This is a genomic window from Mariniflexile ostreae (assembly GCF_042427585.1).
GTDB lineage: Bacteria > Bacteroidota > Bacteroidia > Flavobacteriales > Flavobacteriaceae > Pseudalgibacter > Pseudalgibacter ostreae.
Map to the genome: position 1 here is coordinate 84,936 of NZ_JBHMFC010000006.1, position 10,999 is coordinate 95,934.

The window sequence follows — 10,999 nt, forward strand, 5'->3', positions numbered from 1 at the left end:
CGGCATGGCTCTATATCTAGATGATAAACGTTTTAAATTAAGACTTAATAAAAAAAGCTGTAGTATATTATTTCCAATACTAAAATTAGTTGTCTATTTTCGTTTATTGGAATTATCTTTTTAAAAAATCATTAAAATGACGAATAAATCACTGTTGGTAACCGCTTCTTTTTTAGGCTTAACAAGTATTATCTTGGGGGCTTTTGGAGCACATGGATTAAAAGCTTTGGTTTCTCTAGAAGCTTTACAATCATTTGAAACAGGTGTGAAATATCAAATGTATCATGCTTTATTATTGCTTTTTGTAGGAGGTACCAATTTAATTCCGCTTAAAGCGAAAAAAATAATATTTTATTTAACCCTTATGGGGCTATTACTTTTCTCTGGTTCTATTTACGGATTGGCCACGAATGAGTTGTCTGGATTTGATTTTAAGACCATTGCCTTTATAACACCTATTGGCGGATTGATGCTAATTTTGGCTTGGGTGGTTTTAATTGTCAAGTTCTTAAAAATAAAATAAGCGAAGTCTTTTAAAACCAAACCCCGATTGTATTAAAATCGGGGTTGTTTTTTTAAATTAATATAATCCTTTAAGTACAAAGGACAATTACAGAATAATAATAAGTAATAAAATAATAATTATAGCGCCACTGGAAATGTAAAGACCATTTCCAGATTTCCTTACGGCCTTTTTAAGGTCTCTAAGCTCTTTGCGTAATGCTTTCTTGTCATGACGATCTAAAGCGGACTTATCCAAATCTTTTATTTCGTTTAAGCGATCAATCATACTACGAATTTCTACAGGAACAGCTTCTGCATTTTTAGATGTGGCTACAGGAGGGGTTTCGGCTGCCATGGCTGCGTTGGAAAAAGCGCCAAAAGACAGAAAAACCAAGAGGATACAAAAGATTTTTTTAGTCATAATATTGTGTTTAAACGATTAGTGTTCTAAATATACGGTTTTTTATTTTTTGCTCAAGATTATTTTAATAACTCTGAAAGGGTTTTAAATACAAAAAGGGATGATTTAGTATAATCATCCCTTTTTGTAATGTTTTAAATGTTAGTTTATTTTCCTTTATTGGCTTTTTCAATGTATTTGTCAAGCGCCATGGTCATAGAAGGGGTTTCAGGTGTTGGTGCGGATATATCCACACGTAATCCTTTTTCTTCAACCGCTTTTATGGTGGTGTTACCAAAAACTGCTATTCGTGTTTCATTTTGTTTAAAATCGGGAAAGTTTTGAAACAAAGATTCAATTCCAGAAGGGCTAAAGAATACCAATACATCGTAAGATACGTTTGCTAAATCGGAAAGATCGCTAACCACTGTTTTGTAAAAAGTAGCCTGTTTCCAGTTCACGCCTAAAGCGTCTAATGTGTTTGGCACTTCATCTTTAACCTTGTCGGTATTAGGTAATAAAAAAGCTTCGTCTTTATATTTCTTTATTAAAGGCGAAAGTTCTGAAAAACTTCGTTTTCCTACATAAATCTTACGCTTTCGATATACGACATATTTTTGTAGATAGTAGGCCACTGCTTCAGATTGGCAGAAATATTTCATAGTGTCAGGCACTTTGAACCGCATTTCGTCAGCAACTCTAAAAAAGTGATCCACAGCATTTCTACTCGTAAGAATGATAGCGGTGTAATTGTTTAAATCAACTTTTTGTTGTCTAATTTCTTTGGCAGGAACGCCTTCAACATGAATAAATGGCCTGAAATCAATTTTAACCTTTTGTTTTTCTTGAAGGTCAAAATAAGGGGAGTTTTCAATTTTAGGTTCCGGTTGAGATACCAAAATAGTTTTCACTTTCATAGGCACAATTATGTATTAAACGCCTTATATAATATAACATAAGGCGCAATTTCAAGTGCGCAAAGATACAAAATAAAATAAAACAAATTTGACTTTATAAAACTTTGATGTTCTTTGAAGGAAACGACCAGGCCAATGAGGTTGATAATCCATAAAAACAGAATTGCAATAAGAATGTGTTTTAATGAAGGGGTTACGCTATAGAGCAATATAGCATTGATAGGAATTAATAAAACTCCCAAAAAATTTTTATACGTAATTTTTTGAAAAAGATACTGGTCAATTAATTTATCTATTTCGAAAAGGCTTCCAATTAGTCTTTCAAGCAATACTTTTATCAGAATAATAACGATAACGCCCGCTATAAGTTTGAACATTGTGTTTAGATCAGCCACGGCATGGTCTGTAACGTGTTTATAAATGATAAAACAGAATGTGGATGCAGAAATGCTTAGGTTTATAAATAAAAGCGCATCGAATTTGTCAAAAAACTTTTGATCCCTAATGTAGATTTTTAGATAGTTTGTGTTTGCTAAAACAGCCATAAACTCGTCAAATCGTTTTGAGAACAATAACTTGGCAATACCCAAAAACACAAGTCCTACAACCATTAGGACGGTAAGTAATTCATTAGAGATAACGTGTCTTAGCATGCTATAAAACTATTGTAAATATTAATAACCTTAACATAATTATTGGCATATTATTAAAAAAAATAATCTTTTAATAATGTACATTTGCTAAAATTATACGTTTTGTAAAACCTAGCAAAGGTGTTTAAAGGATGTAAGTCTACATCTTGCGTTTTAAAAAAGCAAAGAACTAAAAAAAAATAATAGAAAAGAATGAAAAACGCCCTTGTTATCATTCCAACATATAACGAAATTGAAAATATAGAGGCTATTATAAGCGCTGTGTTTTTGCAATCGGAAGCTATACATGTGCTTATTGTAGATGATAATTCGCCCGATTTAACATCAGATAAGGTTAGAATTTTACAAAATACATATCCAGAACGCTTGTTTTTGGAAACAAGAAAAGAAAAATCAGGATTGGGTACCGCCTATATTCATGGCTTTAAATGGAGCTTGAGTAGGGGCTATCACTATATTTTTGAAATGGATGCCGATTTTTCCCACAACCCAGAAGATTTACAAAAACTTTATAATGCCTGTGCCGTTCAAGGTGCCGATGTTGCCATTGGATCGCGTTATGTTACTGGTGTGAATGTGGTAAATTGGCCTATGGGCCGCGTATTGATGTCTTATTTCGCATCGCGTTATGTGCGATTTATAACCGGTATGAAAATACATGATACCACTGCGGGGTTTGTCTGTTACAAAAGAATTGTTTTAGAAACCTTAAATTTGGACAAAATTAAATTTGTTGGTTATGCTTTTCAAATAGAAATGAAATTCAAGGCTTACATTAAAAAATTTAAAATAATAGAAGTGCCCGTTATTTTTACAGATAGAACATTAGGGGAGTCGAAATTAAGTTCAGGAATTATTTCTGAAGCTATTTTTGGCGTTATATCCTTGAAAATTAAAAGTTTATTTAAGAATTAGAAGTTTATGCAATTGAGAACAACACTTATAAAAAATGCCCATATAGTTAATGAAGGTACGATCTTTAAAGGCGATTTGTTGATAGAGGGGGAATTTATTAAAGAAATCAGTGCGTCAATTAGCGCAAAAACATCTGATGTGAAAGTGATAGATGCTGAAGGCAAATATATACTTCCTGGCGTTATTGACGATCAGGTGCATTTTAGAGAGCCAGGGCTTACACAAAAAGCCTCTATTGAAACCGAGTCTAAAGCAGCTATTGCTGGCGGCATTACCTCGTTTATTGAAATGCCCAATACTGTTCCGCAAACCACAACCCTTGAAAAGCTTGAAGAGAAATTTGAAATAGCATCAAAAACATCAAGTGCCAACTATTCGTTTATGTTTGGCGGGACCAATGATAATTTAGAGGAAATTTTAAAAGTAGATGCTCAAAAAGTAGCTGGATTGAAACTGTTTCTAGGATCTTCTACAGGAAATATGCTTGTCGATAATCCAGAGGTTTTAGAAGAGATTTTTTCTAAAACAGATTTATTGATTTCTGTACATTGTGAAGACGAGGGCACTATTAAAAGAAACCTTGAAACCTATCTTGAAATGTATGGTGAAGATATTCCAATCCAATACCATCCGCTTATAAGAAGTGAAGAGGCCTGTTATTTGTCCTCTTCAAAAGCCATTGCATTAGCTAAAAAAACAGGTGCAAGATTACATGTGTTTCATATTTCTACAGGAAAGGAGACCAGCTTGTTCGATAATAAAATACCGTTAAAAGACAAGAGAATTACTGCTGAGGTTTGTGTGCACCACCTTTGGTTTTCAGACGAAGATTATGATGAAAAAGGGACGCTTATAAAATGGAATCCCGCAGTAAAAACAGCCGCAGATAGAGATAAGCTATGGGAGGCTTTGTTACATGATAAAATTGATGTGATTGCAACAGACCATGCCCCACATACCCTAGATGAAAAAAACAATATTTATACCCAAGCACCCTCTGGCGGGCCATTGGTGCAACATGCACTTCCTGCTATGCTCGAAATGTATCACAGGGATAAAATCTCTATAGAAAAAGTGGTGGAAAAAATGTGCCATAATCCTGCAATTTTATTTCAAATTGATCGCAGAGGGTATATTAAACCGGGCTATTTCGCAGATTTAGTGATGGTCGATTTAAATAACCCATGGACCGTGAATAAGGATAATATTCTTTATAAATGTGGTTGGTCGCCATTTGAGGGGACTACTTTTAGATCTCGAATTACACATACTTTTGTAAATGGAAGTATGGTATATCACAATGCTAAATTTTATAATTTAAATGCTGCCAAGCGCTTAACCTTTAACCGATAATGCTGTACCGATTTTTAATACTTATTAGCATAGCCCTTATATTGGTTGCTTGTTATGGCAATAAAAAACCAAAAAAGCCAGAGCATCTTTTGTCTAAACAGGACATGGTTAATATTCTTATCGATTTAAAGCTGTTAACTTCGGCCACAGGGAAAAGTAGAGAAGTACTGGATAAGCATGGTGTTGAACAAGAAACCTATATCTATAAAAAGTATAACATCGATAGTTTGCAATTTGCATTAAGTAATGACTATTATTCTTATTATGTTACAGAATATGAATCGATATATGCTAAGGTAAATGATAGCTTATCTCGTATGAAAGAGATTTTAAGCCTTCAGCAGGAACGGGAATTAAAGGCGAAAAAGCTTCAAGATTCTTTAGCTAAAATAGCAAAAGACTCCCTTGCCATAGATAAAAAGACAATAGATAAAGACTCGCTAAAAGTCTTAAAAGCAGACGAAAAAAATAAAGGAAAACTTATTCCACCTGTTTCTGAAAAATAGCACCAATCTCGTTAATACTTTCTTGTACAGGCTTAAATTTAAAGTGTAACGCTGTTTTTATTTTTGCATTGCTATAATGGGATTTAGACATTATAGATGCCGCCAATTGCTTGGTTAGTTGCCTAGGGGTACCCGTTAATGCATTTTTTAACCAATCCAATCGCCATAGAACAGCCAAAACCCAAGTGGGCGCCAATGTGGAGGGGGGCTTTGCACCAACCGATGTTGCTAAAGCTTGCAAAAAGTGCTTGTAATTCCAGTTTTCGGATACTAAAATAAAAGCTTCATTTTTAATGTCGCTTTTCAATAGTTGTATCATAGCATCTGCCACATCCTTTACATCTACAAGGCCAGAGTTGCCTTTTGGGTAAAACCTTAAGCCCTTATGTGCCTTTGTAAACAAACTGCCACTGCCTTGATTCCATACTCCAGCACCTAATATAACACCAGGCTTTACAATTACAACCGGTAACCCTTCTTGCGATGCCCGCCAAACCTCCATTTCGGCACCGTATTTTGTTATCGCATACACGTTGTTATCATCTTCAGGATTCCAGTATGTTTCTTCTGTGGTCAACTCATTCTTTAAGGCGCTTCCTAAAGTAGCTACAGAGCTTACGTAACATAATTTCTCAATTTTATGGGCTAGGCAAAGATTCACGATGTTGGCCGTGCCCTCAATATTGGTTTTTCTTAAATACGGATAATCGTTAGGATCAAAAGACACCAGTGCGGCACAATGGTAAACGTAATTAACGGCTTTAAAAGCATTTGTTAATGCAGGAATATCAAGGATATCAGCTTTAACCCATTCTATGGAATTAAAAAGGGAATCGCTTTTTGCAGTGTAAGTTGCGAACACGTTTTTTACAAGGTCAAGCTTGTCCTCGGTTCTATAAAGGGCTCTAATATTTTTATTTTGGCTTGCCAGTTTATAAAGCAAATGAGAGCCGAGCAATCCTGTACTTCCTGTAACTAAAATCATGGCACTAAATTAATAAATATTAAAATCAATACAGAAGAATAACAGGATAATTAGTCGCTGTAGGGGCTATTGCCCTTATCGAATGGTTTTCAATATTATTTTATCTATTAGATAAGGTTTTTTAAGTGTTTTTTCACATGAGTAAATAGTATAGTTGTTCGCCGATTTTTATCTTTGCACGAGATTACTGAAAATATACCGTGATGAGAAAGAATTTTGTTGAAGAATTAACATGGAGAGGCATGATCCAGGATAGTATGCCAGGAACCGAAGCGCATTTACTAGAAGCCATGCGAAAAGCGTATGTGGGCATAGATCCCACGGCAGATTCCTTGCATATTGGGCACCTAGTGGGGGTTATGGGGCTTAAGCATTTTCAGTTGTCTGGGCATAAGCCCGTGGCGCTTATTGGAGGTGCCACAGGAATGATTGGGGACCCTTCAGGAAAGTCAGACGAGCGTAATTTACTTAATGAAGAAACGCTTCTACATAATCAAAATGCGATTAAAGCACAATTGTCCCGTTTCTTGGATTTTGATAGCGATGCAGAAAATGCCGCCATTATCGTGAACAACTACGATTGGATGAAAAACTTTTCCTTTTTAGAGTTTATTCGCGATGTTGGCAAGCATATTACGGTAAATTATATGATGGCGAAAGACTCGGTTAAAAAACGCTTGTCGTCGGAATCTACCGTAGGGATGAGCTTTACAGAGTTTACATATCAAATGGTACAGGGTTACGACTTTTTACACTTATATAGAGACCGGCAATGTACGCTACAAATGGGTGGAAGCGACCAGTGGGGGAACATTACTACGGGTACAGAATTAATTCGTCGTGTGGATGGTGGAAAAGGCTATGCCCTAACATGGCCCTTGATAACAAAAGCCGACGGTACAAAATTTGGAAAAACCGAAGGTGGCAATATTTGGTTGGATGCCGAACGGACGTCCCCTTATAAGTTTTACCAATATTGGTTGAATACCAGTGATGCAGATGCAGAGAAGCATATTAAAATCTTTACGTTTTTATCACGTGACACCATTGAAGCTTTAATTGAAGAGCATAAAGAAGCCCCGCACTTACGTATTTTACAAAAACGTTTGGCAGAAGAAATAACCACAACGGTACATTCTAAAGAAGACTTAGATAATGCGATAAAAGCGAGCGATATTCTTTTTGGCAATTCCACAGGCGACGATTTAAAGCGTTTAAACGAAAAAACGTTTTTAGAAGTTTTTGAAGGCGTGCCACAAACTGAAATTTCCAAAACTGAGATTGAAAACGGACTGGATATTATTGCAGCACTGGCAGAGCAAGGCGGCTTTTTAAAGTCTAATGGAGAAGCAAGAAGGGCTTTAAAAGAAAACTCTATTTCGGTAAACAAAGAAAAAGTACAAGAGGGCTATTTGATAACGGCAAACGATTTGATCAATAATAAATTTGTGCTCTTGCAACGGGGTAAAAAAAATTACTTCGTTTTAAAAATAGTATAACAAAGTAAAAGCCCGATTTCTCAAAATCGGGCTTTTTGTTTTTAGCTAGCCAGTAGCTAAATCTCCCCTTTTTTATTAACCTATCCATTACGTGCGTTTTACTAAAACCTTATAATGAAAAGGTTTTACAAAACTTTACGTTTACCCTAAATATGATAAGTGCTTGGATTCTTATCAATTTATGTAGGATAATATGGTTAAAAAGAATAAGTTTGACACGAACATATAATGAATATAGACGCAATCGAGGTATAGACGCAACTCGTTACATCTATACAAGTGTTGTGTGTAATCTGAAAAATGACAAATCCATATAAAATCCACCTTGACCAGTTTTTTGAAAAACTACTTTATTATCGACATATAAGTGGACGCATCGATAAAGTATTTAAGAAAGAAATTGAGATGTACAGTTCAGACAAAGCTACTATGCACTTTGCCTCTGCCCTTATAATCAGCGACTGGACTGGTCCAACTGATAATGGTTGGGAACTGAATTTTCATACAGGGATTTCTACCGAAACTACGAAAGAGAATTATGAGGAGGAAATTAAGAATATATCCTCAAGACAACGATGTCTTCTTTACGCTCAATCTTTTGAATCATTTGAAAGGTTTTTAAAAGATTGTCTTTTTAACAAACTCGAACGTGATAGTGAAATCAGAGATTATGTAATTTCTTTACTTCCAAAAAATCAAAATTCAGTTATATCAAGAAGGAATATGCCTAGTGGTGATAAATTATTCAATGTGTTAAAAAAAGTTGGTGGGAAAACATTCAAAAAATTTACCACAAGTAACAATCTTGACATAAAATTTAGAGAACTATGGACAATCTTATCAGAAGTAAGACACGCAGTAACTCATAATGAATCAACAATTGATTTAGTAAAAATTAATAAATCTGACCACCATTTCGATATATTCAATTATCTATTCAATTCTAAAAAATTATCTGATGAAAAAATAATAATCGAATTAGACTATAAAAAGTTTGAGAAACTAATAAAGAGATTTTCTGAATTTGCTTTTCAAGTGTTTAAGTTGATAAGTGTAGAAGAAAAGTTAGAATGGAAAAAATAAGACTACACACAACATTGTATAAAAATAATGCGTAAGTTTATTCCTAAACCCAAAGTTAGTGCTTGTTTGCTTGCATCTGATTTTCCTACGGAAAATCCTCGCACTCAAACTACGCACTATTCTTATACTAGACCGTTGTGCGTCAGCTAAAACAGAACGATGAAAAACAAAATTAACTTGACCATAATGTCCCTAAACTGAATTCTATTAATTAGAACAAAAAATAGAAAAAACAACCAACCATTTAATAAAAAAAATGAATATTAATTTCCAATGTATAGAACTGACAATACATGATGAAGAGTTTGGGTGTACTCTGACATTTTCAGACTCAAGATCAGCGGATGACCAGTTTAAAACTGAGGAGGAGATAATGAATAACGTTGAAAAATATCTTTTAATACAAAGGACTTACGCCGAAGATGAATATGACACGGAGTATTACCACATCGAATCTTCAGAATCAAATGAGGGTTTTGACCCTTCTGAAAAAATCAACATAAACATAACTAAGGACCACCTTGAAGCTAACTGGCTCGGGGAAAAAGTAATAATAGGATTAAATCTAAAAAAACAAGAGTTTAAAAATTTGCTACAGATTTTAGAAACTAAATTTCACGAAAAGATAACGATAAATAAAAAGCCGAACGCACAACAATGGCTATAATTAATACGGGTTTTGGTGCTTAACCCAAAGTTTAGGTATATTTACTAAGTCCGCCAAATCTTTTGATTTGGCTTTAGTACAAAAAAGATAAAACAAAATAAAAAGATTTGGCTAAGTGCTTATTCGGAAATTGAGTACTTTTAAATCCCGTACTAACCATAGCCTAAACGTTGTGCATAATTTAACGAACGAAATGGAAATACCTAAATTTCACGAAACATTCATTCCTATTCTAAAGGTTTTAGAAAATGGAGAAACTCTACAAGCAAGAGAAATGTATCAAAAGGTTATTGACAATTTCTATTCTAAATTAACTAAAGAACAATTAGAACAAAAGACAAAAAGTGGAGATAGATTAATTATTAATAGAATTGCTTGGGGAAAATCATACCTCAAAAAAGGGGGATATATAGAATTTCCTAAAAGAGGTTTTGTAAAAATCACTGAAAAAGGAAAATCCCATAACTCAAGTAATCTAACTCTTAAACAAGTCGAAAGTTCAGATAATTTCTTAGAATTTTACACCGAGGAAGATCCAGAAAAAAATTCTGTGCCAACCAAAATTTCAAATGCCTCACCACAAGATTTAATTGACGAAGGATTTAATTCTATAGATGTTCAAGTAAAAGATGAACTTCTTGAAAAATTAAAAACAATAGACCCTTTTTATTTTGAAAGAGTTATATTAAAATTATTACATAAAATGGGCTATGGTGACTTTATTGAAACTTCAAAAACTGGTGATGGAGGAATAGATGGAATAATTAACGAGGATAAACTTGGACTTGACAAAATATACATTCAAGCTAAAAGATACGGAGAAAGCAAAGTAAGAGAAAAAGATATAAGAAATTTTATCGGAGCAATGAGTGGAGACACTCAAAAAGGTGTTTTCGTTACAACTTCAACTTTTGATAAAGGAGCAATTAAAAAAGCAAACGATGCTCATCACACAATTATATTGATTGATGGTTCAAAATTAGTTGACTTAATGCATCAATATAATGTTGGTGTTCAGATTAAAATGATTTATGAAGTAAAAGAACTTGATAATGATTTTTTTGATAGTGAATAGATATGGCAAATAAATGGGGAATTCCGATTGAAGTGGAAAAATTTGTATTATCAAGAGATAAATCTTGTGTGTATTGTGGAATCACTTTTACGAAAGACGATAAATCAAGAAAAACAAAGCAATCTTGGGAACATATAGTTAATGACATTAGAATAAATGGAGTTGACAATATTGCACTTTGTTGTATGTCCTGTAATGCAAGTAAAGGTGCTAAGTTATTAGAAGTATGGCTTGAAAGTAAATATTGCAAAAACAAAGGAATTACAAAAGATACAGTTGCTTTGGTTGTTAAAGAAGCAATTAAAAATAAACCTGAACTGAAATAAAAAAACTATGCACAATAACTAAGAATTCGTTTTGCCGATAGGCCAAAAATGAATTCTGTGTTGACGAATCCGGTTGATTTGCCGTACTATGGGTAAAACGATGTATTTAGGGAAGG

The 10,999-nt window shown here is 33.9% G+C and carries 13 protein-coding genes; 9 read left to right on the forward strand and 4 right to left on the reverse strand.

All coding sequences use genetic code 11. The features are described from left to right. The first annotated feature begins 136 nt into the window (after positions 1-136). Positions 137-523 (forward strand): DUF423 domain-containing protein, encoded by a 387-nt coding sequence (locus ACFFU9_RS01775; protein ID WP_379859642.1) that lies wholly within the window; start codon positions 137-139, stop codon positions 521-523. A gap of 87 nt (positions 524-610) precedes the next feature. Here the strand turns inward: ACFFU9_RS01775 and ACFFU9_RS01780 are convergent, their stop codons facing one another. From ACFFU9_RS01780 to ACFFU9_RS01790, 3 genes are all read right to left on the reverse strand, one after another. Continuing rightward, positions 611-925, reverse strand: a complete 315-nt coding sequence (locus ACFFU9_RS01780; RefSeq protein WP_379859643.1) for a hypothetical protein — start codon at positions 923-925, stop codon at positions 611-613. A 146-nt stretch (positions 926-1,071) separates the two neighbouring features. Beyond that, positions 1,072-1,821 (reverse strand): uroporphyrinogen-III synthase, encoded by a 750-nt coding sequence (locus ACFFU9_RS01785; protein ID WP_379859644.1) that lies wholly within the window; start codon positions 1,819-1,821, stop codon positions 1,072-1,074. 8 nt (positions 1,822-1,829) lie between these two features. Beyond that, positions 1,830-2,474, reverse strand: a complete 645-nt coding sequence (locus ACFFU9_RS01790) for a DUF4271 domain-containing protein (RefSeq protein WP_379859645.1) — start codon at positions 2,472-2,474, stop codon at positions 1,830-1,832. A 192-nt stretch (positions 2,475-2,666) separates the two neighbouring features. Between ACFFU9_RS01790 and ACFFU9_RS01795 the strand changes: the two genes are divergently transcribed. The 3 genes from ACFFU9_RS01795 (at position 2,667) to ACFFU9_RS01805 (ending at position 5,248) form a co-directional block, all read left to right on the forward strand. Then, complete coding sequence (locus tag ACFFU9_RS01795) at positions 2,667-3,389, forward strand: polyprenol monophosphomannose synthase (RefSeq protein WP_379859646.1); 723 nt, start codon at positions 2,667-2,669, stop codon at positions 3,387-3,389. A gap of 6 nt (positions 3,390-3,395) precedes the next feature. Further along, positions 3,396-4,742: a dihydroorotase gene (locus ACFFU9_RS01800; protein WP_379859647.1), complete on the forward strand. Its 1,347-nt coding sequence runs from the start codon at positions 3,396-3,398 to the stop codon at positions 4,740-4,742. Between the two features lie 89 nt (positions 4,743-4,831). Beyond that, a complete protein-coding gene (locus ACFFU9_RS01805; RefSeq protein WP_379859648.1) occupies positions 4,832-5,248 on the forward strand; it encodes a DUF4296 domain-containing protein in 417 nt (138 codons plus the stop codon). Here the strand turns inward: ACFFU9_RS01805 and ACFFU9_RS01810 are convergent. Further along, entirely contained in the window at positions 5,223-6,233 is a 1,011-nt protein-coding gene (locus tag ACFFU9_RS01810; protein WP_379859649.1) for an NAD-dependent epimerase/dehydratase family protein, read from the reverse strand. The two genes, ACFFU9_RS01805 and ACFFU9_RS01810, sit on opposite strands and share 26 nt — an antisense overlap. 203 nt (positions 6,234-6,436) lie before the next feature. Here ACFFU9_RS01810 and tyrS point away from each other — a divergent pair, with 203 nt between their 5' ends. The 5 genes from tyrS (at position 6,437) to ACFFU9_RS01835 (ending at position 10,883) form a co-directional block, all read left to right on the forward strand. Beyond that, positions 6,437-7,732: a tyrosine--tRNA ligase gene (gene tyrS, locus ACFFU9_RS01815; protein WP_379859650.1), complete on the forward strand. Its 1,296-nt coding sequence runs from the start codon at positions 6,437-6,439 to the stop codon at positions 7,730-7,732. A gap of 300 nt (positions 7,733-8,032) precedes the next feature. Further along, complete coding sequence (locus ACFFU9_RS01820) at positions 8,033-8,815, forward strand: hypothetical protein (protein WP_379859651.1); 783 nt, start codon at positions 8,033-8,035, stop codon at positions 8,813-8,815. Between the two features lie 256 nt (positions 8,816-9,071). Beyond that, complete coding sequence (locus ACFFU9_RS01825; protein ID WP_379859652.1) at positions 9,072-9,482, forward strand: hypothetical protein; 411 nt, start codon at positions 9,072-9,074, stop codon at positions 9,480-9,482. A gap of 193 nt (positions 9,483-9,675) precedes the next feature. Continuing rightward, a complete protein-coding gene (locus tag ACFFU9_RS01830; RefSeq protein ID WP_379859654.1) occupies positions 9,676-10,557 on the forward strand; it encodes a restriction endonuclease in 882 nt (293 codons plus the stop codon). Positions 10,558-10,559: 2 nt separating this feature from the next. Further along, entirely contained in the window at positions 10,560-10,883 is a 324-nt protein-coding gene (locus tag ACFFU9_RS01835) for an HNH endonuclease (protein WP_379859655.1), read from the forward strand. Positions 10,884-10,999 lie beyond the last annotated feature (116 nt).

Coding starts and splice junctions, on each gene's coding strand:
- ACFFU9_RS01785 (WP_379859644.1), bottom strand. CDS start 1,821: ATGAAAGTGAAAACTATTTTGGTATCTCAACCGGAACCTAAAATTGAA.
- ACFFU9_RS01795 (WP_379859646.1), top strand. CDS start 2,667: ATGAAAAACGCCCTTGTTATCATTCCAACATATAACGAAATTGAAAAT.
- ACFFU9_RS01780 (WP_379859643.1), bottom strand. CDS start 925: ATGACTAAAAAAATCTTTTGTATCCTCTTGGTTTTTCTGTCTTTTGGC.
- ACFFU9_RS01790 (WP_379859645.1), bottom strand. CDS start 2,474: ATGCTAAGACACGTTATCTCTAATGAATTACTTACCGTCCTAATGGTT.
- ACFFU9_RS01835 (WP_379859655.1), top strand. CDS start 10,560: ATGGCAAATAAATGGGGAATTCCGATTGAAGTGGAAAAATTTGTATTA.
- ACFFU9_RS01800 (WP_379859647.1), top strand. CDS start 3,396: ATGCAATTGAGAACAACACTTATAAAAAATGCCCATATAGTTAATGAA.
- ACFFU9_RS01830 (WP_379859654.1), top strand. CDS start 9,676: ATGGAAATACCTAAATTTCACGAAACATTCATTCCTATTCTAAAGGTT.
- ACFFU9_RS01810 (WP_379859649.1), bottom strand. CDS start 6,233: ATGATTTTAGTTACAGGAAGTACAGGATTGCTCGGCTCTCATTTGCTT.
- tyrS (WP_379859650.1), top strand. CDS start 6,437: ATGAGAAAGAATTTTGTTGAAGAATTAACATGGAGAGGCATGATCCAG.
- ACFFU9_RS01775 (WP_379859642.1), top strand. CDS start 137: ATGACGAATAAATCACTGTTGGTAACCGCTTCTTTTTTAGGCTTAACA.
- ACFFU9_RS01825 (WP_379859652.1), top strand. CDS start 9,072: ATGAATATTAATTTCCAATGTATAGAACTGACAATACATGATGAAGAG.
- ACFFU9_RS01820 (WP_379859651.1), top strand. CDS start 8,033: ATGACAAATCCATATAAAATCCACCTTGACCAGTTTTTTGAAAAACTA.